This is a genomic window from Streptomyces sp. NPDC023838, assembly GCF_040639555.1.
Taxonomy (GTDB): Bacteria; Actinomycetota; Actinomycetes; order Streptomycetales; family Streptomycetaceae; genus Streptomyces.
Genome location: NZ_JBFAAD010000015.1, coordinates 1 through 21,454 on the forward strand (window position 1 = coordinate 1; position 21,454 = coordinate 21,454).

At 72.4% G+C, this 21,454-nt stretch carries 20 protein-coding genes and 3 pseudogenes; 12 read left to right on the forward strand and 11 right to left on the reverse strand.

Going from position 1 to position 21,454, the window contains the following annotated elements; all coding sequences use genetic code 11:
- Nucleotides 1-849 (forward strand): annotated as a pseudogene (locus AB0G17_RS19570) (hypothetical protein); the annotation flags it as partial.
- A gap of 73 nt (nucleotides 850-922) precedes the next feature.
- Here the strand turns inward: AB0G17_RS19570 and AB0G17_RS19575 are convergent.
- The 5 genes and pseudogenes from AB0G17_RS19575 to AB0G17_RS19595 all read right to left on the reverse strand — a co-directional run.
- Nucleotides 923-1,132: pseudogene (locus AB0G17_RS19575) on the reverse strand (ISL3 family transposase); the annotation flags it as partial.
- A gap of 183 nt (nucleotides 1,133-1,315) precedes the next feature.
- Nucleotides 1,316-1,885 (reverse strand): transcriptional regulator, encoded by a 570-nt coding sequence (locus AB0G17_RS19580; protein ID WP_361383851.1) that lies wholly within the window; start codon nucleotides 1,883-1,885, stop codon nucleotides 1,316-1,318.
- Between the two features lies 1 nt (nucleotide 1,886).
- Entirely contained in the window at nucleotides 1,887-3,485 is a 1,599-nt protein-coding gene (locus AB0G17_RS19585; RefSeq protein WP_361383854.1) for a helix-turn-helix domain-containing protein, read from the reverse strand.
- Nucleotides 3,482-3,814, reverse strand: a complete 333-nt coding sequence (locus AB0G17_RS19590; RefSeq protein WP_361383857.1) for a helix-turn-helix transcriptional regulator — start codon at nucleotides 3,812-3,814, stop codon at nucleotides 3,482-3,484. The genes AB0G17_RS19585 and AB0G17_RS19590 overlap by 4 nt, the downstream gene beginning before the upstream one ends.
- A gap of 56 nt (nucleotides 3,815-3,870) precedes the next feature.
- Nucleotides 3,871-4,653 (reverse strand): NAD(P)H-binding protein, encoded by a 783-nt coding sequence (locus tag AB0G17_RS19595; RefSeq protein WP_361383860.1) that lies wholly within the window; start codon nucleotides 4,651-4,653, stop codon nucleotides 3,871-3,873.
- Nucleotides 4,654-4,791: 138 nt separating this feature from the next.
- Here AB0G17_RS19595 and AB0G17_RS19600 point away from each other — a divergent pair, with 138 nt between their 5' ends.
- The 5 genes from AB0G17_RS19600 (at nucleotide 4,792) to AB0G17_RS19620 (ending at nucleotide 9,675) form a co-directional block, all read left to right on the forward strand.
- On the forward strand, nucleotides 4,792-5,721 hold the full coding sequence (locus tag AB0G17_RS19600; RefSeq protein ID WP_361383863.1) for a sigma-70 family RNA polymerase sigma factor: 930 nt from the start codon (nucleotides 4,792-4,794) through the stop codon (nucleotides 5,719-5,721).
- Between the two features lie 140 nt (nucleotides 5,722-5,861).
- On the forward strand, nucleotides 5,862-6,257 hold the full coding sequence (locus AB0G17_RS19605; RefSeq protein ID WP_361383866.1) for a hypothetical protein: 396 nt from the start codon (nucleotides 5,862-5,864) through the stop codon (nucleotides 6,255-6,257).
- Between the two features lie 223 nt (nucleotides 6,258-6,480).
- On the forward strand, nucleotides 6,481-7,755 hold the full coding sequence (locus AB0G17_RS19610) for a cytochrome P450 (RefSeq protein WP_361383869.1): 1,275 nt from the start codon (nucleotides 6,481-6,483) through the stop codon (nucleotides 7,753-7,755).
- A gap of 211 nt (nucleotides 7,756-7,966) precedes the next feature.
- Nucleotides 7,967-9,286 (forward strand): hypothetical protein, encoded by a 1,320-nt coding sequence (locus tag AB0G17_RS19615; protein ID WP_361383872.1) that lies wholly within the window; start codon nucleotides 7,967-7,969, stop codon nucleotides 9,284-9,286.
- A 242-nt stretch (nucleotides 9,287-9,528) separates the two neighbouring features.
- Nucleotides 9,529-9,675: a chaplin gene (locus tag AB0G17_RS19620; protein WP_361384244.1), complete on the forward strand. Its 147-nt coding sequence runs from the start codon at nucleotides 9,529-9,531 to the stop codon at nucleotides 9,673-9,675.
- Between the two features lie 77 nt (nucleotides 9,676-9,752).
- Here the strand turns inward: AB0G17_RS19620 and AB0G17_RS19625 are convergent, their stop codons facing one another.
- The gene (locus AB0G17_RS19625) at nucleotides 9,753-10,631 is read right to left on the reverse strand and encodes a tyrosinase family protein (RefSeq protein WP_361383875.1); all 879 of its coding nucleotides are present in this window, start codon (nucleotides 10,629-10,631) and stop codon (nucleotides 9,753-9,755) included.
- Between the two features lie 36 nt (nucleotides 10,632-10,667).
- Nucleotides 10,668-11,309 (reverse strand): tyrosinase family oxidase copper chaperone, encoded by a 642-nt coding sequence (locus tag AB0G17_RS19630; protein ID WP_361383878.1) that lies wholly within the window; start codon nucleotides 11,307-11,309, stop codon nucleotides 10,668-10,670.
- Between the two features lie 423 nt (nucleotides 11,310-11,732).
- Here AB0G17_RS19630 and AB0G17_RS19635 point away from each other — a divergent pair, with 423 nt between their 5' ends.
- Nucleotides 11,733-12,056, forward strand: coding sequence for a hypothetical protein (locus AB0G17_RS19635; RefSeq protein ID WP_361383881.1), 324 nt, complete (start codon nucleotides 11,733-11,735; stop codon nucleotides 12,054-12,056).
- A 94-nt stretch (nucleotides 12,057-12,150) separates the two neighbouring features.
- Here the strand turns inward: AB0G17_RS19635 and AB0G17_RS19640 are convergent, their stop codons facing one another.
- The 4 genes from AB0G17_RS19640 to AB0G17_RS19655 all read right to left on the reverse strand — a co-directional run bounded on the left by AB0G17_RS19640 (nucleotide 12,151) and on the right by AB0G17_RS19655 (nucleotide 14,557).
- On the reverse strand, nucleotides 12,151-12,456 hold the full coding sequence (locus tag AB0G17_RS19640) for a DUF5949 family protein (RefSeq protein WP_361383884.1): 306 nt from the start codon (nucleotides 12,454-12,456) through the stop codon (nucleotides 12,151-12,153).
- Between the two features lie 265 nt (nucleotides 12,457-12,721).
- A complete protein-coding gene (locus AB0G17_RS19645; protein WP_361383887.1) occupies nucleotides 12,722-13,030 on the reverse strand; it encodes a hypothetical protein in 309 nt (102 codons plus the stop codon).
- A 292-nt stretch (nucleotides 13,031-13,322) separates the two neighbouring features.
- Nucleotides 13,323-14,063, reverse strand: coding sequence for a hypothetical protein (locus AB0G17_RS19650; protein WP_361383890.1), 741 nt, complete (start codon nucleotides 14,061-14,063; stop codon nucleotides 13,323-13,325).
- Between the two features lie 281 nt (nucleotides 14,064-14,344).
- Nucleotides 14,345-14,557, reverse strand: coding sequence for a chaplin (locus AB0G17_RS19655; RefSeq protein WP_361383893.1), 213 nt, complete (start codon nucleotides 14,555-14,557; stop codon nucleotides 14,345-14,347).
- Nucleotides 14,558-14,951: 394 nt separating this feature from the next.
- Here AB0G17_RS19655 and AB0G17_RS19660 point away from each other — a divergent pair, with 394 nt between their 5' ends.
- From AB0G17_RS19660 to AB0G17_RS19680, 5 genes and pseudogenes are all read left to right on the forward strand, one after another.
- Nucleotides 14,952-16,076: a glycosyltransferase family 4 protein gene (locus AB0G17_RS19660; protein WP_361383896.1), complete on the forward strand. Its 1,125-nt coding sequence runs from the start codon at nucleotides 14,952-14,954 to the stop codon at nucleotides 16,074-16,076.
- On the forward strand, nucleotides 16,073-17,560 hold the full coding sequence (locus AB0G17_RS19665; protein WP_361383899.1) for an exopolysaccharide biosynthesis polyprenyl glycosylphosphotransferase: 1,488 nt from the start codon (nucleotides 16,073-16,075) through the stop codon (nucleotides 17,558-17,560). The genes AB0G17_RS19660 and AB0G17_RS19665 overlap by 4 nt, the downstream gene beginning before the upstream one ends.
- 2 nt (nucleotides 17,561-17,562) lie before the next feature.
- Complete coding sequence (locus AB0G17_RS19670; protein WP_361383902.1) at nucleotides 17,563-18,939, forward strand: O-antigen ligase family protein; 1,377 nt, start codon at nucleotides 17,563-17,565, stop codon at nucleotides 18,937-18,939.
- Nucleotides 18,936-20,750: a lipid II flippase MurJ gene (locus tag AB0G17_RS19675; RefSeq protein WP_361383905.1), complete on the forward strand. Its 1,815-nt coding sequence runs from the start codon at nucleotides 18,936-18,938 to the stop codon at nucleotides 20,748-20,750. Before AB0G17_RS19670 ends, AB0G17_RS19675 begins: the two co-directional genes overlap by 4 nt.
- A gap of 22 nt (nucleotides 20,751-20,772) precedes the next feature.
- A pseudogene (locus tag AB0G17_RS19680) lies at nucleotides 20,773-21,447 on the forward strand (polysaccharide deacetylase family protein); the annotation flags it as partial.
- Nucleotides 21,448-21,454 lie beyond the last annotated feature (7 nt).

Sequence of the window (21,454 nt, forward strand, 5' to 3'; positions counted from 1 at the left end):
CTGTTCGTCATCGGACTCGCCCTCACCTACCTCGGAACCGGATGGCACGTCCTGCTGGTGGCGATTTTGGCCATCAACCTGGAAATCGTGCAGCAACTCATCCCCTCACTCCGCTTCGACGGGTACTACATCATTTCCGACCTCGTCGGCATCCCCGACCTGTTCAAATACATCAGACCGATCCTGAACCGGGCCCTCCTGCGACAGCCGGCCGACGAACTGCTCCAGGCCCTCAAGCGCTGGCCCCAGATCGTGGTCACCGCCTGGGTGCTGGTGGTCATCCCCGCACTCGCAGTCCAGCTGAGCATCCTGGCCGTCCGCCTCCCCGAACTCATCGAGACGGGATGGACCACGGCCGAGACACTGGTCAAAAACGCCACCGCAACAGGCAATCCAGTGGTGGGAATCCTCTCCGCCACCCTCCAGATCCTGCTCCTGCTCCTCCCATTGGCCGGAGCCATCCTCATCCTTCTACAACTGGCCCGGGCATTTATCCGCTTCCTCTACCGGCGCCTGACCACCGCCACCGAACACAAACAGGACCGCCGCACACCCCACCGCAGATGGGGCGGCTCAGCACTGCTCATCCTCTCCCTCGCCGGCCTGGGAACCAACTCCACCACACCCGCGAGCGCATGCCGCAAATGCGCCGCCGCCTCACGCCACAGCCGGATCCGATTCGCCGTCTGCGACCCGCTCTGCCCCGCCGCCGGCATCAGACCAGCCTTCCACCGACGCACCTGCTTCCTCGCCTACGACAGAGTCGGCCAAATGAACGGCCCCGTCTCACATTCAGCGGTAACGGAAAGTGCCGCAATCCAAGAAGAACGCGATGGCGCAGAAGGGTGAACCCTGCTCGCCCCCGTATCTGACGCACGACCCGTTGGTCTTGGTATTGACGCGGTGCTTGACGGGGACTGCGGTCCTCAGTCCGGTGTTTGCGCAGGTGCTCGCGGTAGGGGTCGACGAGGCCGGCGCGGTATTCGGGGACCCGGAGCATGCGCTCGGGCGAGTCGGCGCGGGCGTAGCGTTTGACGGTGTTCAGGGCCAGTTGCGGGCGGCGGGCGCATTCGAGCAGGCCCACGCCCTGGTCGAGCAGGCCGTGGACCTGATGCCAGCGGTCGAGGGTGGTTGAGCGGACACTATGAGGTCCGTGATCCGCCACGCGGAATGGACCCTCGGCACGGACACGACACCAGGCGCCTCCGGACCGATCTACGTCACGCACACCCGCGTCACCCCGGCCCCCGCCCGCTCTACGAGCGCGGATACGAGCGCGTGGAGGCCAAGTGAGCCGAGCAGCCGGCGCGCAGCATCACGCCGCGAACCCCACATTCGTGACGTACTCGTACTGCCCCCACTGCGACCCCAGGTCCTCGATGACGTCCGTCCACGCCCCGTCCAGCGCCTCCTCGTCCGCCGCCGCCCACGCCTCGACGATGCGGTCCCAGCGGCGTACGTTCAGGGCGCGGTACTCCACCACCCGCTGGCGCGGGCGCGGGACCTGGGACTGGTTGAGGGGGTGGAGCTCCACGCGCGTGCCGCCCGCCGCGTTGAGGCGGCGCAGCAGGTGGCGGGCCACGTTGTGGCGGCGGACCGTCCAGTACGCCCTGTCGATCCGCTCCAGGTTCGCCGCCGTCGGGTTACGGACGCCCGCCAGCCACGCCTTGACCGTACGGTCGGTGACCGTCAGGCCCGCCTCGCGCGCCGCCGCCCACGCGTGCGGCGTACGCGTCAGGTAGTGCAGCCGCGCCATCAGGCCTCGCTTGACGGTGACCGGCGTCGCGATGCCGCCCGCCAGGGAGTCCAGGACCCGGGAGACGGCCTCGCTGCCCTTGATGCCGCGCGCCCCGTACTTGCCGAACTCATGGCTGTGTTCCGGCACTTCAGTCCTCCTCGCCCTCAGAGACAGCGCCAGCGGTGTACGTGTCCTTGACCTTGACCTCCGTCACGCCCCGGCCCTCCGCGAACACCGCGCGCCAGTCGCCGATCACATGGAGCTCGTCGGTGCCCATCGCCCGTACCACCGCCAGACCCTCCTCGTGCGCCTTGTACGCCTTCATCCAGAGGTTGGCGAACGCCTGCGAGCGGATGATGTGCATCCAGTCCGGACGGTACAGCTCGCGGTTGTAGTTCGACTCCCCCATCGTGGAGACGAACTTGGAGTACATCGCCTTCACGTACTCCAGCGTCACCTCGTCCCCGTCCGCGATCGCCGCGTCACGGGCGTCCTTCAGTGCGATACGGAACTTCTCCAGGAGGTTCTCCGTCGCCCCGGACGTGAACGACTCGTGGATCTCCGGAGGTTGGCACATACCGTACTTCGGTCCCGACAGGCGTTGCAGAAGCCGCAGGGTGGGCTCGGTCACCCACAGCGGGCCGGGCTCGTCGCGGTTGCCGATCGGGTTCGGCAGTACGTCCTCGTGCTCCCACGCCGGCGGCGTGATCAGGTGTACGCCGGCCCGGCGGCGGTCGTGCGCGAACCCCGTGGAGTGCTCCAGCTGGCCGAGCGGAAGGTGCGTCTTCAGGGCGGAGAGGTACGCGCCGTTGATGTCCAGCGCCGTCACCTCGTGCTCACCCGGCGGCAGCTCGCGCCGCGTCCACTTGGGGCGCGCCTCCCAGATCTGGTCGGCGCCCTTGGCCGTCTGCTTGCGCAGCACGTCCGGGATCCAGGGGTGGGCGATGATGTCGTAACGCGCGCCCTTGCGCGACTCGTCCAGCAGCCGCATCGCGTCCGGGATCGCCCGCTTGACCAGCGCGGCGGTGGCCGCGTCGATGTCCCCGTGATGCTCGGCGAGGGCCCCGCGCACGGCCTGCGTGACCAGGTCGGAGGGCTCGGGGCGGGGGGGCTGGAAGGCCCGGCGGGTGGGGGGGTGGGGAGACTCCGGGGCACGCGTTGGGGCATGCGTTGTCGTACGTGGCATACGTGCCGTACTCGTCGTACGTGCCGTACTCGTCGTCCGCGTCGTGGGCTGCGGCGCATCGGACGCCTTCTCCGTACGGGCCGGGGCCACCGGTCCCGCCGCCTCCGCCTCGCACTCCGCCGGATCCAGATGCTGCGCGAACCCCGCCACCCGCTGCCGGGCCGGACGCCCGCACAGCACGCACGGCTCGGGGGCGGCGAGCTGCTCCACGTCGTCCCCGGCCTCCTCCACCGGCTCGGACTCGGACTCAGGTGCGACTACAGGCTCAGACTCCGGCTCAGACTCAGACTCCGGCTCAGGTTCAGACTCCCGCTCCGGCTCCTCCAGCCGCTCCCGCAGCCCCTCCAGCAGATACGCGTACCGCGTACGCAGCTCGCCCGACGGGTCGCGGCCCGTCTCCCACCCCGTGACCGTCGACGGGCTCACCCCGAGCGCGCGGGCGACCTGCGCCTTCGAGAGGCGGGCGGCCTCGCGCAGCCGCAGGCGCTGCTCGGGCGCCGGGAGCGCGGCCTCGGGCCCGACCGAGGCGAGCAGCGAATCGATCGCGTCGAAGTCGCTCACCGCCTCGCCACCCCGTCCTGCACGTCCACGTCCACGTCCACGTCCACGTCCACGCTCTCGGTCGCGGTCACGTTCTCGCCCGTCCGCAGCGCCCGCGCCTCGCACGCCCGGGTCGGACCGGCCAGCAGGTCCAGGGAGCCGATCCCATAGTGCGCGGCCAGGATCTCGCAGTCGCGCAGGCTCCACGCGGTGGTGCCCGCCTGACGGCGCGACACCTGGGTCTGCGTCAGACCCAGCACCACGGCCAGCTCCCGCTGCGACTCGCCGGTCGCCTGCATCAGCGCCGCCACGGTCAGCCGCAGCGACTCCTCCAGCCCCAGTCCTCCCATACGCCCCACCCTACCAAGCGGTGATGCGTTTTCCGCATGAAAGAGCGAGATGGAGCCTAACCCAGTCGCTCGGCGAGGAACTCCTCCCACGTCCGTTCGCCGAGCATCGCCGTGCCGTCCAGCGACAGGTTCTCGCCCGCCCGGTACGCCCGCCCGGCCTTCCCCGGCATCGGCACCGGGACCAGCAGCCGGCGCGTGCCACGCGCTTCGAGGTACGTACGGAGCAGGTCCCCCATCCCGTACACCTTCGGCCCGGCCAGGTCCGGCGCCTGGCCGGACGGGGCGGCCATCGTCAGCTCCGCCAGCCGGGCCGCCACATCGCGCGCGTCGACCGGCTGGAAGCGCAGACCCGCCGGGACGGGCACGACCGGCAGCTTGGTCATCTTCCGGGCCATCAGCAGAATCAGGTCGTAGAACTGGGCCGCGCGCAGCGCCGACCACGGGATGCCGGACGTCCGCACCGCCTGCTCGGCGGCCAGCTTGGCCCCGAACCAGCCCAGCGGGACGCGGTCGGCGCCGATGACCGAGACGTACACGAGGTGCCGCACCCCGGCGCGGGTGGATGCCTCCACGAGGTTGCGGGTGGCTTCGTCGTCGCCCCTGGGGCCGCCCGCGAGGTGCAGGACGATGTCGGCGCCCTCGACGGCGAGCCCGAGCCCCTCGGGCCGCAGCAGATCGGCGAGGACGTACTCGACGTCGTCGGCGTCGACGGCATCGCCCTCGACGGCACGGCCGTGGCGGCTGAGCACCCGTACGCGGTGCCCTTCGTCCAGCAGGAGCGGCACGACATGGCCGCCGAGCGTGCCGGTGCCACCGGTGACCAGGATCGTTGACGTCATCGCTGCTGCTCCTCGACTCGCACGTATGGAACGTCTGGGGGTATGGGCGTTGGGCTCCCCAGGAAGATCAGCAGGTTCCCGATGATGTACTTCTCTGACACACCGCGCGTGAGGAATGTGACCGGAGGAATGCGGCCGATGGACGAGCACATAACGCAGGGACAGACGCAGACAGACGCGCAGACTCTGACGCTCACTCAGCGTTTCGAGGAGGACCGGTCCCATCTGCGGGCGGTGGCCTACCGGATGCTCGGCTCGCTCAGCGAGGCCGAGGACGCCCTGCAGGACGCCTGGCTGCGCGCGAGCCGCGCCGACATCAGCGACGTCGAGAACCTCGGCGGATGGCTGACGACGGTCGTGGCGCGGGTGTGCCTGAACATGCTCCGCACCCGCCGCACCCGCGGCGAGGACCCGCTGGACGAGGTGACCCCCGACGCCGACACGGGCCCCGACCAGGAGGAGGGGCGGCCCGACCCCGAGCAGGAAGCGGTCATGGCCGACTCGGTCGGGCACGCGCTGCTCGTCGTACTCGACACGCTCTCCCCGGCGGAACGGCTCGCGTTCGTACTGCACGACATGTTCGCCGTACCGTTCGACCAGATCGCCCCGATGATCGAGCGGACCCCGGCCACCGCCCGCCAGATGGCCAGCCGGGCCCGCCGCCGGGTCAAGGGCGGCACCACCGCGCCCGACCTCGACCTGTCCCGCCGCCGCCGGGTCGCCGAGGCCTTCCTGGCCGCCACGCGCGAGGGGAACTTCGAAGCCCTGGTCACCCTCCTGCACCCCGACGTGGTCCTGCGCGCCGACAAGGCGGTCGTCCCCTCCCCCGAGCCCATCTTCCTCGGCGGCGCGGTCACCGTCGCCCGGGCCGCGATGGCCGCGATCGGCCGCGCCCGCTTCACCGGCGTGGCCCTGATCAACGGAACCGCCGGCCTCACCATGGCCCCGTACGGCCGCCTGCGCGTGGCGCTCCGCTTCACCTTCGCCGACGACACGATCACCGAAATCGACGTCATCGCGGAACCGGCCCGCCTGAGCGAACTGGAGATCGCGGTGGCGGACGTCTGACGGCGGGGACCACCACAGGTCGGCCCGGCCCGGCCCGGCCCGGCGAACCCGGGCCGGGCCGACCTGCGCCAACCCACCGACCAGGTCCAAAACTGACGGACATCGTTGACAGTTGGGTCTCTCGAATCTAGGAGACCTGTTTGACTGAACGCGAGCTCTCAAAGCGCGCCAGGCACCGGCTTGCTGTGCTGCGCCACGTGGAAGAGGTGAGCGACAGGGCCTTGCGCGCCCATCGCGCGGGCGTGCCTTCTTCGTGCCTATTGCGTTGTACGGGCATGAATGTATGTCGAGTTCTCAGCACTGCCGTGGCAGGCTCGGCGTTGGTGGCTGCAATGGCACCTTCTGCTCAGGCGTTTGACCTCGGCCGGACCATCAGCAGCGCCGCGCAGACGGCCTCCGTCGCCGGGCAGCGGGCGACGGAGGCCGTGGCCGAAGGGATTGTCGGGCCCAATCTGAACAAGCGGGCCAAGGCCGTCGGGGATGCCGTGAAGGCCGGTACTGACGCCGCCAAGACCAGGCACGACCTGGTCAGTTGAGTTCGCGGGCAGTTTCAGGGGAAGCCTCACCTTCCCTTGCCCGATCTTTCCGCCCTCGAGGATCGCCCGGGGGCGGACCTCCATTTTGTGCGACTTCAATGGCGGGTGGGCCATGTCCGTTGGTACGGGTAGTGCGAGTAGTACGGGTAGTGCGAGTAGTACGGGTAGTACGGGTAGTTCAGGTGGTACGGGTAGTTCAGGTGGTACGGATCACGTGAATCGCATGGACGGTGTCGAATTCGATCTCGCCGATCCACGGTTCTGGACACTGCCCCGCGAACGCCGCCTCGAAGCCTTCGCCCTGCTGCGGCAGTTGGACCGGCCCGCCTACTTCGTCGAGCGGGCCGGATCCGGGCGGCGGCGGCCCGAGCGCGGGTTCTACGCGCTGGTGCGGCACGCCGACGTCGTCGAGGCCAGCCGGCTGCCCGAGGTGTTCGCCAGTGCCCCGGGAGCCACCGCGCCCGAGCCGCCGCGCTGGGTGCGGGGGGTGTTCGGGGACTCCATGGTCAACCTGGACGGGCCGCGCCACGCCCAGCTGCGGCGCGTCGTCTCGCGCGCCTTCACCCCCCGTGTCCTCGCCGACGCCGAGAGCGGGATCCGCGACCTCGCCGCCCGTATCGTCGACGACCTCGTGGCCACCGGGGCCGACGAGTTCGTCTCCGCCGCGGCCTCGCGCATGGCCTTCGAGGTCATCTGCGACATGCTCGGCGTGCCCGAGCCGAGCCGGGTGGAGATCGCCCGCCAGGTCGACCGGGCCTCCGAGAACGCCGGGGTCGCCCGTACGCTGCGGGCTCGCGTCCGGGTGCCCGGGCGCGGGCTGCGCGCCCTGGGCCGGATGCAGCTCACCGTCGCCGCGCTCGGGCGCGAGCGGCGCCGGCGGCCCACCGGGGACCTCATCTCCGCCCTGGTCAGCGCCGACGTCGACGGGCAGGCCCTCAGCACCCGCCAGCTGGGCTCCTTCTTCTCGCTGCTCATGGTCGCCGGCGTCGAGACCACCCGTAACGCCATCGCGCACGCGCTCGCCCTGCTCACCGACCACCCCGAGCAGCGCGAACTGCTCACCTCCGACTTCGAGCGGTACGCCGACAGCGCCGTGGACGAGATCGTCCGCGTCTCCACACCCATCATTCAATTCCGGCGGCATGTGATCCGTCCTCACACTCTGGGCGGGCAAGCCTTTGTGCCCGGGGACCGGGTCATGCTGCTTTACGCCTCCGCCAACCGCGACGAGGCCGTGTTCGACCGCCCGGACGTATTCGACATCACCCGGCGGCCCAATCCCCATCTGGGCTACGGGGGCGGCGGCCCCCATTACTGCCTGGGCGCCCATCTCGCCCGTGTCGAGATCAAAGCCCTGTTGCGTGAACTGCTGAGCCGCCCGCTCGCCCTGCGCGCCGTGGGCGTGCCGGAGCTGGGGCATTCCAATTTCGACAACCGCGTACGCGCGCAGCGGTGTGCGTTTGCCTCGAAGTTAGACCAGGTGAGGCCGCGCCCATAAACCCCTGGACCCGTGGACGCGTAGGTCCGTAGGTGCATAGGTCCGTAGGTTCGTAGGTCCGAACAGATCATCCGATTTGCGCTAGACGGGTTGCCGCGCACACCCTCCCGTACGGACACGCCCACGGATACGGCCCTTCCCGCGATGCCCGGAGTATTCCTATGACCATCTAGTTCTTCTTCCCGCATTCCCGTCGAAGGGTTTGTTCGGCATGCACAACATCTCTGGTTCTGTCGCACGGGCCGCCCTGGTGGCAGGCCTCGTCACCACGCTGGGCACGGCGTACAGCGCAGCCGCGGCCAGTGGCGATCCCGTCGGGGACCGTTCCTCCACGCCACCGGGCACGGCATCGGCACCGTTCGCCGCCAAGGCCGATCCCCAGGCCGATCCCCAGGCCGATCGTCAAGCCGCTCCGAAGGCCGCTCCCCAGGCCGATCGTGAAGCCGACCCCCAAGCCGCTCCCCAGGCCGCTCCTCAAGCCGATCGTCAAGCCGACCCCCAGGCCGATCGTGAAGCCGACCCCCAGGCCGATCGTCAAGCCGCTCCGAAGGCCGCTCCCCAGGCCGATCGTGAAGCCGACCCCCAGCCCGATCGCGAAGCCGACCCCCAGGCCGACCTCCAAGCCGCTCCAGCCGATCCCCAAACCGACTCCCAGGCCGCTCCCCAAACCGACTCCCAGGCCGGCAGCGGCGCTGACTCCGCATCGGGCCCGCGCGACGACCACGACAGCCGCGACAGTTACGGCCGCGACGACCACGACAGCCGCGACAGTTACGGGCGCGACGACCACGACAGCCGCGACGGTTACGGCCGCGAGGACCACGACGGCAGCGGCGCTGACTCCGCATCGGGCCCGCGCGACGGCAGCGACGGTTACGGCCGCGACGACCAGGCCGGCAGCGGCACTGACTCCGCATCGGGCCCGCGCGACGACCGCGACGGTTACGGCCGCGATGACCACGACGCCCGCGACGGTTACGGCCGCGACGACCAGGCCGGCAGCGGCGCTGACTCCGCATCAGGCGCGCGCGGCGACCACGACAGCCGCGACGGTTACGGCCGCGACGACCACGACAGCCGCGACGGTTACGGCCGCGACAGTTACGGCCGCGACGACCACGACGGCCGCGACCACGACCGCCCCGGCTACGGGCACGAGTACGGGCACGACAACGGCACCGGTGGCGACTACGGCGACGACTACGGCCAGGAGCACGGCGGCGACACCCCCCGCCCGCACCCCTCCCACCACCCCAAGCCGTCGCACACACCGACCAAGCACCCCCACCCCACTCCCACCCACACCGAGCCGACCCACCCGGGGACTCCCACCCACACCACCCCTCCGGGTGACAACGAGCCGCCGCACCAGGGCAAGCCGCCCCAGCACAGCACGCCGCCGCAGCTGGCGGAAACCGGCAGCGACGGCCTGCCGCTCTTCGTCGGCGCGGTCGGCGGGGCGCTGCTGATCACCGGTGGAGGCGCGCTGGCGCTGCGCCGGCGCGTGGCCCGTCACCAGCAGACGCAGTAAACCTCCGTTACTTCTGCACGCCGGGCGCGTTTAGGCATGGCAACTGCGGCTTCGCGGTGGCCGTCGGCCGGCGGGGGCCCTGAAGCGTTGGAACAACAAGGAGAACGTGATGTCTCGTATCGCGAGGCCGTCGCCATCCTCGCCGGAACGGGTGCGGTGGCGCTGAGCGGTGCCGACATGGCCACGGCGATGCTGGGGCGCGCGGTGAAGCGTCGCACTCCCCGGGTGCGCTGTCCGGCAACCTGATCCAGGTCCCGGTCCACGTGCCGGTCAACGTGTGCGGCAACACCCTCACCGTGGTCGGCCTGCTGAACCCGGTGTTCGGCAACCACTGCGAGAACGAGAGTGGCCACCACGGAGGCTACGGGCACGGAGGCTACGAGCGCTGAGCTCGTCCGTCGACGGCGGTTCACACGCGTACGGCCCCCGGGTCTTCCCGGGGGCCGTACGCGTGTGCGCCGAGCGGTCAGTCCGCGTACTTGTAGATCCTGCGGTGGTCCAGGAGCTCCGCCGGGGTGGTGTTCCACGGGGGCATCCGCTCGTTGAGGGCGGCGACGCGGCGGTGCTGGGGGTCGTCGGAGCCGGGCGGCCGGTCGGGGCGGTAGCCCGACGTGGGGTGGCGGGTCTGCCAGCGGGACCAGATGAGGTCGACGAAGGCGTGGTGGAGCCAGAAGACCGGGTCGTTGACGGCGCCGCCGCCGATCATGGTGCCGCCGATCCAGCGGTGGACGCGGTTGTGGGTGCGCAGCTTGTTGGTGCCCGCGCCGTCCGTCCAGCCCTCCATCTTGTTGCGGAAGCCGGTCGGGCTCAGGGAGTTCCAGGGGCGGACGTCGTAGACGGAGTCGGCGAGCGCGCGGTCGAGGTCGTCGCGCGGCGGCAGGTCGAGGTCGTTGCCGCGGCCGAGGGCGTTGCCGAGGTCGCGGGTGAGGAAGGGGTCCTCGGTCACGGAGGTCTCGATCTTCCAGTGGCCGTGCCGGTAGGCGAAGGGCCCGGTCATCACCTGGAGGTCCCCGCTGCGCCCGCTGCCGCCCATGAAGTCCTCGGCCCAGAGCGACGACGCAGGCGAGCTGTCCCGGGTCCAGTCCCAGTACGGGACGGTGACGCGGGGGTTGACCGCCCGCAGCTCGCGTTCGAAGTCGAGCAGGAAGCGGCGGTGCCAGGGCAGGAAGGAGGGCGCCATGTGGGCGACGCGCAGCCCCGCGTCCCCGTCGCCGACGAAGTACTCGATGTGGGTGCGGACGAACCGGTCGTACCTGCCCCGGCGCTTGAGCTCCAGGACGGCGTTGACGAAGGCCCGCTTCTCGGCCTTCGTGAGGTTCTTCTGGTTCTTGCGGATGTACACCATGCGGGTTGTCTCACCTGGCCTGTCGGGTGCGGGGCGTCACATGCCGTGGACCGGGGTGGCGGCCAGACGCGCGGGGCCCAGCAAATCGACCGCCGCGCGGACGGCCTCCAGCGGTGTCGCGTACGAGGTGTAGTGGTCCATCGAGCTGATGTACGTGCCGTCGGCGCGGCGCATCAGGTGCAGATGGCGCCCGTCGATGAGCGCCTCGAACCCCGCGCAGGTCGCGCTGTTGCCGCCCGGACCCGGGCGCGGGATCGCCGCGAGGGTGCCCGGCGGGCGGTCGGGGACCGGGCCCATCGCCGCTGCCGCCGCCTCCGCCTGCGCGTGCAGGTCGGCGAGGACCGTGCGGCCCTGGATGCGGCGGCCCCGGTAGTTCTCGTCGAACGCGGTGGGCAGGCCGGCGCGGACGGCGGACGCCTCGCCGCCGGTGTCGCGCCAGAGCTCGGCCGGATCGGCCGGGTCGGCCTCGGCGCCGGGGGCGGGGGCGGCGTTGATACGGGCGAGGGTGCCGCCGGTGAAGCTGACGACCGTCAGGGTGAACAGGCCGCGCAGCACTCCGCGCCGGGTGGAGGCGGGAGCCGTCCACCGGGGACGGCCGGGCCACAGTGCGCCGGGGCGCGGCAGGCGAAGGCGCTTGAGGGCGGGGCGCCGCCGCGGCACCGGGTCTTCGGTGATCACACGGGTCTCCGTTCTGTCCCGGGGCTGATCACTTACAGCCCGGGGCTGATTATGCACAAGGGGACATTCGGGACAACGAGACCGCTCCGAAACCGTTCCGGCCGCGATTGATCACTTGGCGTCGGTCCGGCGGATGGCCGTGACCTTCCCAGCGGCCGCTCGTTGCCCCGAGTAGGGCAGAGGAGAATGAACGCCTGCCGGGGTCCCGGAGGCCTACGCGCTTCCGGGGCCTTGGTTTGCCCCGGGCCCCCTTCGCGCCCCCCGATCCTTGCGCTTCTCGCTTCTTGGCGCGGTCGGCTTCTGACGGGTCGACAGCCCTCACCACTCACATGCAGTAGTTGCGCACTCGCTCAGCGCGACAAGTGGGATTTGTCAGATTAGCGTCCTTGATGTCCGCCTTCACCACATCAGGAGACATTGAGAATGACGCTTCGTCAGATAGCTGTAGCCGCCGCCCTGTCCGCCGTGGCGATCCTTCCGGTCGCCGGCGCCGCCCAGGCAGCGCCCCAGACGGCCCGTACCCCGGCATCGGCGGCACTTTCGTGCGGGTACGGCGAGAAATGCAAGGACAAGGACAAGGACAAGGACCACCGGGAGCACGGCCGCTACGACAACAACGGTCGTCACGACAACCATGGTGGCTACGGCCACGACGGTCGTGACAACCACGAGGGCCGCTGCGACCACGAGGGCCGCTACGACCACCTCGGCGGAGGCCTTCTCGGCCTGCAGTTCGGGGCGCTCTAGCTCCCACCCGGTCTGCCCAGGAGAACGGCGTGTGCCACGGACGACGAAGTCCGCGGCACACGCCGTTTCCGTACGCCCTGAGGCTCGGCGGGAGCTACTTGCGCAGGCGGCGGACCGGGAGGACGCAGTGGCCCGCGCTGGTGAGCGTCTCCTCCTCGCCCACCAACACCCGCAGCAGCTCCTCGGTGACCGGCCTGCCCGGAACCGCCTCGGGCCAGGCGCGGGTGGCGAAGATGAAGTGCGGCATCCTCGGCCTGCGCGGCCGCCATCCACTCCGGGGGCGTGGCGCGCACTGGACCTTGAGCTGAGGCATCGTCAGAGACACCTGGCCGCCCTCCAGAAGGAGCGTCACCGGCATCGTCGCCCCGTGGTCGGCGTCGTTGACGGTCCCGGCCGGCACGCCGATCTCGTCAGGGAGATACCAGGACCAAAGAGCACTCGTTAGGGCGAATCAGAATACCGGCCCGCCCCGCCCCGGGCGTACGCGCCGCTTGCCGCGCCCGTCCCCTGCCCCGTCACGCCATCCCCGGTCCGGACCCGCCACCCGGGCACCGGGCCCTGGCGAATTTCCCGTTTCCGGGATTCCCGAAATACGGCGGACCCCCGGCCCCGTACCCACGCAATCCCGATCCCCATACCCCCGTAAAGAAATTCTGCGCCATTTATCAGTGGCCGACCGGAAGGCCGCCGAGACGTCCCGCCGGGGCAATGCCCTTGGTCTTGTTCAGACCGCCCGTGGCCTGCCCCACCGTGTGAAACAGGGAGTCGCTCTTGCGCGGGTCGAGGGCCTGCATCTCGACGATCGTCGGCGTGGGGTCGGCGAACGCCCGGCTCGCCAGCGCCTCCAGCCCGCCGTTGAGGCTGGTGGGGGGCGTGCCGGTGGCGCCGAAGCCACTCGCCGCGAACGCCGGGGTCGCGGCCCCCACCACTGCCAGGGAACCGGCAACGATCGCGGCAACCTTCATCGGCTTCATCATCATTCCTTCCGGAGGCGACATTTCGTCGCGGTTTACGGTTCGCTGTATGCGCTATTCGAAGTGTCACGCGCTTCCTCTTGGCTAACGACCTCCCCGCCCGAGGGAAACCCGGCAGTCGGGAAATTGTTGCCGGACCACTCGTATGAAGTGGGCCGCGCCGATACTCGTACGAAACGAATCTTCCTATCAGCATCCAGGCAGCTGTATCCCGGCGGCCGTACAGCACGAGGCGCCGGTCCCGGACGGTTCCGGCGCCTCGTGCGTGGGCTGCGGTAAGGGGGTGGTGCGTTCAGGAGACCGGCAGCGGGAGGGGGAGCGGCAGGGGCGGTTTGGGCAGGCCGGGCACGCCACTGCCGAGCACGGCGCTCAAGAGCGTGTTGAGCAGGGCGCCGACCGCTGCCTTGGCATCGGCCACGACTCCAGGGACATTGAGGGCCGTGAGGTCCTTGACCAGCTGGTCCAGGGCCTTCTGCAGCGGGGCCACGGCGTCCGCCACGGGGTCCGCGGCCGCCGGGGCGCGATGCGCCGCCGCCTTCACCACGGGCAGCTTGGGCGGCGGGACCGGCAGGGGCGGAACGACCGAGGCCGCCGGGGGCGGGACGACCAAGGCCGCCGGGGGCGGGACGACCGAGGCCGCCGGGGGCGTCGCCGCGGCCGGCGGAGCGAGGGCCGCCGGGGGCGTCGCCGCGGCCGGCGGAGCGAGGGCCGCCAGCAGCTTGGCAATCGCGTCCTTCAGGGCGTCCACCAGCTTGGTGAGCGCCTCGGGGGACAGACCGCCCTTGGCCACCGCGGTGAGCAGTTCGGTCGCCGCGCCGAGCACTGGCCCGACCGGACCGACCGCCTTGAGCGGAGCGAGCACCGTATCGAGCCCCGGCACGGGGGGCAGGGGGGCGACGGCGGCCGGGGCGACCACCGGCCGCTCCTCGGGCTTTTCTGCGGCCATCGCGGTGCCCGTGGCACCCGCGACGCCGAAAAGCATCGCGGCGCAGACGGCGGTGGCGGTGAGACGACGAGAGGCGCGACCACGCATGGAAGAGGGTCTCCTTCGGTGAGGGGAGGTTTTCCCTCACCATGTGCGGGCACCTACACGCCTGCAACCGGATGATCACACCATGTGATCGACTGACGTACCCTCACGTCCCTGAACTGGGAGAACCGGTGGCGGCGAGCTGACGGACCGTAGGGCCAATCGTGCGGGGACACCCCGCACGGCCCAGCCGCCGCAGGCCCCCGACGCGCGAAACCGCCCTCCCCCGCGGGGGAAGGGCGGTCTGCGTACGGCAGGGCCGTGCGGCCTGATGTGAGGGAACGTCAGTCGTTCTTGCAGACGTTCCCGAAGGCCGGGTTCAACAGGCCGACCACGTTGACGGAGTTCCCGCAGACGTTGACGGGCACGTGGACCGGCACCTGGATGAGGTTGCCGGACAGGACGCCCGGGGAGTGGGTCGCCTTGCCGTCCGCGTGGCTGCCGGGGCCCGCGACACCGGCGCCGAGCACCACGACGGCGGCGCTCGTACCCACCATTGCTACGACTCGACAATTCGATTCATCACTTTTTCCTTTCACACCAAAGTTGGGTGCTTCATCAACGGGGCTGTTTACGATTGGATACGGATGATCACCCGATGGGACACTCCGAAACGCATTCATGACGGTCCCCGCCGGTGAATACGGCTACAGTTGCTCCCCACCCATTGACCAAGCGAAACGGCGGTAAGTCGGATGCTCAGCCATCCGGCTCAGCAATTCGGAATTCCGTGACCGACCCGGGGGAACGACACCCGTTCGGCGGTCCGCTTACACGAATACCTTCAGATGAGCGGAGTGACTGCGCGTGCAGCCGCAATTCCCCGAGGCCGAAGCCGGACCCGGACCCGGATCCGTACCCAGACCCGGACCCGTACACGTCCTGCACCTCGTGCAGCCCGTCGACGGCGGAGTGGCCCGGGTCGTCGCCGATCTGGTGCGGGATCAGCTCCTGGGCGGGATGCGGGTGTCGGTGGCCTGCCCGGGCGCGGGGCCTCTGGGCGCGGAGGCGGCCCGGCTCGGCGCCGACACGTACGCCTGGGAGGCGGCCCGCGCCCCGGGGCCCGGCCTGCTCGGCGAGACCCTCCGGGCCGCCCGTCTCATCCGCCGCATCAAGCCCGATGTCGTCCACGCGCACAGCGCCAAGGCCGGGGTGGCCGCGCGGCTCGCGGTGCGCGGGCGGGTGCCGACCGTGTTCCAGCCGCACGCCTGGTCGTTCGAGGCCGTCACCGGCCCCGTCGCGCTCGCCTCGCGCGCGTGGGAGCGGGCCGCGGTGCGCTGGACCGCGCGGGTGGTCTGCGTCAGCGAGGGCGAGCGCCGCACCGGCGAGCACGCCGGGGTCCGTACCCGCGCGGTGGTCATCCCCAACGGCGTCGACCTCGACCGCTACCGCCCGCCCGCACCCGGCGAGAACCCGCGCGCGCGACTTGCCGCGCTCGACGGGGTGGACGCCGACGCGCCACTGGTGGTGTGCGTGGGGCGGCTGTGCCGCCAAAAAGGCCAGGACGTACTCCTCGACGCCTGGCGGGCGCTGTCCGCCGAACTGCCCGCCGCCCGCCTCGTCCTGGTCGGCGACGGCCCCGACGAAGCGGCCCTGCGGGCTGCCGCGCCCCCGTCCGTCCTGTTCGCCGGGGCCGTCGACGACGTCACCCCCTGGTACCGGGCCGCCCACGTCGTCGTCCTGCCGTCCCGCTGGGAGGGCATGGCGCTCGCGCCCCTGGAGGCGATGGCCTGCCAGAAACCCGTCGTCGTTACTGATGTGGGCGGCTCCGCACAGAGCCTGCCGCCCGGGCACGCGCTGTTCTGCCTCGTCCCGCCGGACAACCCGCAGGCGCTGGCCCGGTCCGTCGGCGCGCTGCTCGTCAACGCGCCGCTGCGCACCGCCCTGGGCGACCAGGGCCACCAGCACGTGACCACCACCCACGATGTGCGCCAGACGGCGGAAGCGATCGCGGACCTCTACCGCGAACTGTCCGGCGCCCGGCGCTCCGAGTGCAGGGAACCCACCAACAAGTGACTGCGGACAACACCGTCCCCTCCCCAGGAGGGGGCGTTCCTTCCCCGGCGGGTCCGCGCCGGGGCGGCGGGGGTGCGGCGGGGGCCGTTTCGGTGGTGGCGGGGCCCGGCAGGGCGCCCGCCGCCCCGCCGCCGCTGCCCGCGCGGCCCGCGCCCCGGCCCCGTACGGACACCTTCCTGATGGCCGCGGACGGCTGCGCCGTGCTGCTCGGGGCGGCGGCCGGCGGCGCGGGACTGCCGCGCCCGGCGGCCGCCGCGCTGATGCTGTGCGTGCTCGTCCTGAACGGGCACGCCGGGCTGTACCGGGGGGGCGGGATCACCATGGCGCGCGGCGTCCTCGACGAGGTGCCCGCGATCGTCTTCCGGGCGGCCGTCGCGTGGTGCGTCCTCGCGGCCGTGCGGCCGGGACCCGCGCTCGGGCTCTCGGTCCTTGCCGCCTCCTGCGCCGTGCAGACGGCGGTGAGCGTGGCGGCGCGGGCCGGGACGTACGGGGTGCGCAGGCGGAGCGCGGCGCGCTCGCCGCGCTCCGCCCTCGTGGTGGGCCCGGCGACGGCGGCGCTCAGGGTGACGGCCGCGCTCGGGCGGCGCCCGCAGGGCGGGATCCGGCCCGTCGGCGTCGTGGTCCCGGTGCTCCAGCCGGTGCCCGAACCGACCGGGGTGCCGGTGCTGCGCACCATCGAGGAGGTGCAGCGCGCGGTCATCCAGAACAGCGTCCGCGACATCCTGTTCACCGACCCGGACGCCGCCGACCACTCCCACTCCGTACTGCTGCGCCAACTGGAGGGCTGGGGCTGCGCCCTGTGGTACGTCGACACCCGCGCCCCCGGGGCGGGCGGCGGGGCGGTGCGGGGAGCCCAGCTCGCCGGGTTCCCCGTGCGCCGGGTGCAGGCGGCCGGCATGAGCCGTCCCGGGTTCGCCGTGAAGCGGCTGCTCGACCTGTGTGTGGCCCTGCCGGCGCTGCTGCTCGCCGCGCCCGTGCTCGCGGTGTGCGCGGTGCTGCTGCGCACCAGCGACGGACCCGGCGTGGTGTTCCGCCAGGAGCGCGTGGGACGCGACGGGCGCCCCTTCACGCTCTGCAAGTTCCGTACGCTGCGCCCCACCGACGCCCACGAGGCGGCCACCCGCTGGAGCGTCGCCGACGACGCGCGGATGAGCCGCACCGGCCACATCATGCGGCTGACCTCACTGGACGAGCTCCTCAACCTGTGGAACGTGGTGCGCGGCGACATGAGCCTGGTGGGGCCGCGCCCCGAACGGCCCTACTTCGTCGCCCAGTTCGGCCAGACCCTCCCCGGCTACCCGGCCCGCCACCGGATGCCGGTCGGCGTCACCGGCCTCGCCCAGGTCGAGGGGCTGCGCGGGGACACCTCCATCGAGGACCGGGCCCGGTACGACAACTACTACATCGACCACTGGTCGCCCTGGCAGGACGTGTGCGTACTGCTGCGCACGGCGGCGTCCCTGGTACGTCCGACGGGGAGCTGACGATGGGTGAGACCGCGGCGGCGATGCCCCGGACCGCAGCTCCTCCCGCCTTGACGACGGCCGCCGTGCGCCGCCACGCGCACCTGCTGCCGCTGCTCGCCGTCCTCGCCCTGCTCGCGGTGGAGCCGCCGGGCGGCGCGGGCGCCGAGGACTCGGGCACCGGAACGCTCGCGGACGCCGCCTCCGGGGTCCTCGTCCTGTGGGCGCTCGGCTCGTCGCTGCGGTCCGGAGCCCGGCCCCTGACGCGGCTCGCGGCCGGGGTGTTCGCGGTGGCCGCCGCCGGGATCGCGGTGGCCGCCGCCGGGGCCGGGGACCCGGGCGAGGCGCTCGCCGGGATGGCCCGCTACCTCCAGATCTTCGTCCTCGTACCCGTCTCGGTGCTGCTCCTGGTGCGCGACCGGCGGGACTTCACGGTGGTCACCGCGGCGCTGGTGGCGCTCGCCTTGTTCGAGGGCGCGGTGGGCGTCCACCAGTACCTGACCGTGACCGGCGCCTCGTACATGGGCGAGGACATCCGCGCGGTCGGCACCTTCGGCGCCTCCGACATCATGGGCATGGCCACCGTCGTCGCCTACGGGCTGGTGGCCGCGGCCGCCTTCGCGCTCGCCCCCGACGCCCGCGCGGGCCGCGCCCGGCGTCCGGCGGCGCTGGTGTGCGCGGGGCTGCTGCTCCTGCCGCTCGCGCTGTCGTTCAGCCGGGGCGCCTGGATCGCGACGGCCGTCACCTGCGTGGTGGTGCTGCTCCTGGCGGGCGTACGGCGGGCCCTGCGCCTCGCGGTGACCGCGGTCGCGCTCGCCGTGGTCGTGGTGGGCGGCGCCGGGGCCGGGACCGCGCTGCTCCAGCAGCGCCTGAGCAGCATCACCCAAGTGGCCGACGCGCCCGACCAGTCGGTCACCGACCGGTACACGCTGTGGAGCGCGGCCGCCGCGATGTGGCGCGAGTCGCCGCTGACCGGCGTCGGCCTCAAGGGTTTCCCGGCCCACCGCGACAGCCACGCCCCGCTCGCGCTGTCCTCCGGCAGCGACACGGCGGGCGCGGGCGCCGCCTTCCGCCGCCAGCCGCTGCTCTCCCCGCACAACATGTACCTCCTGGTCCTGAGCGAACAGGGCCTGGTGGGGGTGTGCACGCTGGTGGCGGGCTGGGCGGCGCTCCTCGTGTGCGCACTGCGCCGCCTGTACACGGCGGCCGGGGCCCCGGGCCACCACGGGGACCGGGACTGCGGGCTGGCGGCCACCGGCCTGCTCCTCTGGCTCCTCGTCGACTTCTTCTACGGCGACATCGGCGGCCCCTCCACCATCCTGACCTCCTTCGCGCTCGGCCTGGCCGCGTGGTGGGCGCTGGGCCGCCGGGACGGCGCCGGGCAGGCCGCACGGCGATGAGCGACGCCTCCCGTACGCTGCCCGGGCCCGCGCCGACGGACCGTCAGACCGACGGCCACCGCCCGCACTCCCCCTCCGGGGGGTTCCTGGCCCGGGCGGCCGCCGTCACCGCCACGCTGACGGTGGCGGGGGCGGTGCTCGGGCTGCTGCGCGACCAGACGTTCGCGCACGTCTTCGGCGCGGACACCGGCACCGACGCGTTCCTGGTGGCGTGGACGGTGCCGGAGATCGCGGCCACGCTGCTCATCGAGGACGGGCTCGCCCTCGTGCTCGTACCGGCGTTCAGCCTCGCGGCGGTGCGACGCGGGCACGGCGGCCCCGACCCGGTCCGGGCGCTGGTAGCTGCCACCCTGCCCCGCCTCATGCTGGCGCTGGCGGCGGTCGCGGCGCTGCTGATCGCGACTGCGCCCGCCCTGGTGGAGCTCCTCGCCCCCGGGCTGCCCGAGCCGCAGCTGGCCGTCGACTGCACCCGCGCCACCTCGACCTGCGCGCTCACCTTCGGGCTCGCCGGATACTGCAGCGCCGCGCTGCGCGGCCACGGCCGCTTCCTCGCCCCGGCGACGGTCTACGTGGCGTACAACATCGGCATCATCGCCGTCCTGCTCACCTTCGGCGGCCACTGGGGCGTACGGGCGGCGGCGGCCGGGGTCGCGGCCGGCGGCTGCCTGATGGTGGCGGCCCAGGCGCCGTCGCTGTGGCGGGGGATGCGGCGGACGGGTCGGCCCGGAGCACCGTGGGGCGACGGATGGCTGCACGGCCTGCTGGGGCGCGCCGCACGCCCGCGCGGCGGCCGGCGTCGCGGCCGGCACTCGGGCCCCGGACCCCGCAGACTGCCCGCGCCCCGCGCGCTGCCCGGCCCCGGGAAACCCTCCGCCCCGAAGCACTCCGCCCCGAAGCACTCCGCTCCGAAGCAGTCCACCGGCGCCCTGCGCCTGGCCATGGTCGCCCCCGTCGTCGTCTTCGCGCTCAGCCGCCAGTGCCAGACCCTCGTCGAGCGCCACCTCGCGGCGCCGCTGCCCGCCGGGGCCATCTCGCACCTCAACTACGCCCAGAAAGTGGCGCAGATGCCGATGGTGCTCTCCCTGATGCTCTGCACGGTCACCTTCCCCGTGGTCGCCCGGGCGCTGGCTGCGGGCGAGACCGAGGCTGCCCGGCGGCGCGTCGAGGGCGACCTGCTGGTGGCCGGGGCGATCGTGCTGCTCGGCGCCGCCGTCGTCGTCGGCTGCGCCCCGCAGATCGTCGAGGTGCTGTTCCAGCGCGGCGCGTTCGGCCCGGCCGACACCGCCGCGACCGCCGCCGTGATGCGCGTGTACGCGCTGGGCCTGCTCGCCCAGACCATGGTGGGCGTCCTGGTCCGCTCCTACTTCTCGGCGGCCCGCCCCACCTGGTACCCGGCCGCCACCATGCTGGTGTGCCTCGCGGTGACGGCCGCCGCCGGGGCCTGGGCCGCGCCGCTGTGGGGCGCGCCCGGCATCGCCGCCGCCAACGCGCTCGGCATCGTCACCGGCGCCCTGCTGCTGCTCGCCGGCACCGACCGCCGCTCGGTCGGGCTCGCCCGGGGCCGGGTCGGCGGCGAACTGCTGAAACTGACCGCCGCCGGGGCCGGGGCCACCGCCGTCTGCTGGTGGTGCGCGGCCCGGGTGGCCGACCCCGACGGCGCGATCGCCACCGGCGCGCTCGCGGCCGTGGCCGTCTTCCTCGCCCTGGCCCGCGCCGCCCGCGTACGCGGCTTCGCCCCCCTCGCCCTCCTCCTGACCCTGCTCCGTCTGATGTCCCGCCCCGTCACCCGAAGGCTGAGGCATGCCCGTTGACACCCCTGCCCTGTGGGCTGCGATGTACCACTCGGTCGGCGCCCGCGCCGACGACCCGTACAACATCACCGTCACCCCCCGCCGCCTGGAGCGCCAGCTGCGCTGGCTGCGCGCCCGGGGGCTGCTCGGCGTCGGCATGACCCGGCTGCTGCGGGCCCGCGCCGCCGGCGGCGGCAGCCGTCTGGTGGGCCTCACCTTCGACGACGGGTACGCCGACTTCACCGAGGAGGCGCTGCCGCTGCTGCGCCGCTACGACTGCACCGCCACCGTGTTCGCCCTGCCCGGCCGCCTGGGCGGCGCCAACGACTGGGACCCGCGCGGCCCGCGCCGCCCGCTCCTGGACGAGGAAGGCATCCGGCGCGCCCTGATGTGGGGCATGGAGATCGGCTCGCACGGCCTGCTCCACACCGACCTCACCACCGCCGACGACGACACCCTGCGCCGTGAGGCCGAGGAGAGCCGCGCCCTGCTGCGCTCGCTGACCGGCCGCGACGTACTGGGCTTCTGCTACCCGTACGGAACGGTCGACCAGCGGGCCCTCGACGCGGTGCGCGCGGCCGGCTACAGCTACGCCTGCGCCATCGACCCCGGCCCCCTGACCGGCCGTTACGCCCTGCCCCGCATCCACATCGGCGAGAACGACACCGCGCTGCGCCTGCACCTCAAACGCCGGCTGCACCGCTGGCGGCGCCGCCCGCCCGGGG

Bases quoted from the DNA above. Each gene is read 5' to 3' on its own strand.
- AB0G17_RS19590 (WP_361383857.1), bottom strand. From the start codon at position 3,814: ATGGGAGGACTGGGGCTGGAGGAGTCGCTGCGGCTGACCGTGGCGGCG.
- AB0G17_RS19595 (WP_361383860.1), bottom strand. From the start codon at position 4,653: ATGACGTCAACGATCCTGGTCACCGGTGGCACCGGCACGCTCGGCGGC.
- AB0G17_RS19600 (WP_361383863.1), top strand. From the start codon at position 4,792: ATGGACGAGCACATAACGCAGGGACAGACGCAGACAGACGCGCAGACT.
- AB0G17_RS19610 (WP_361383869.1), top strand. From the start codon at position 6,481: ATGGACGGTGTCGAATTCGATCTCGCCGATCCACGGTTCTGGACACTG.
- AB0G17_RS19615 (WP_361383872.1), top strand. From the start codon at position 7,967: ATGCACAACATCTCTGGTTCTGTCGCACGGGCCGCCCTGGTGGCAGGC.
- AB0G17_RS19625 (WP_361383875.1), bottom strand. From the start codon at position 10,631: ATGGTGTACATCCGCAAGAACCAGAAGAACCTCACGAAGGCCGAGAAG.
- AB0G17_RS19635 (WP_361383881.1), top strand. From the start codon at position 11,733: ATGACGCTTCGTCAGATAGCTGTAGCCGCCGCCCTGTCCGCCGTGGCG.
- AB0G17_RS19645 (WP_361383887.1), bottom strand. From the start codon at position 13,030: ATGAAGCCGATGAAGGTTGCCGCGATCGTTGCCGGTTCCCTGGCAGTG.
- AB0G17_RS19650 (WP_361383890.1), bottom strand. From the start codon at position 14,063: ATGCGTGGTCGCGCCTCTCGTCGTCTCACCGCCACCGCCGTCTGCGCC.
- AB0G17_RS19655 (WP_361383893.1), bottom strand. From the start codon at position 14,557: ATGGTGGGTACGAGCGCCGCCGTCGTGGTGCTCGGCGCCGGTGTCGCG.
- AB0G17_RS19670 (WP_361383902.1), top strand. From the start codon at position 17,563: ATGGGTGAGACCGCGGCGGCGATGCCCCGGACCGCAGCTCCTCCCGCC.
- AB0G17_RS19675 (WP_361383905.1), top strand. From the start codon at position 18,936: ATGAGCGACGCCTCCCGTACGCTGCCCGGGCCCGCGCCGACGGACCGT.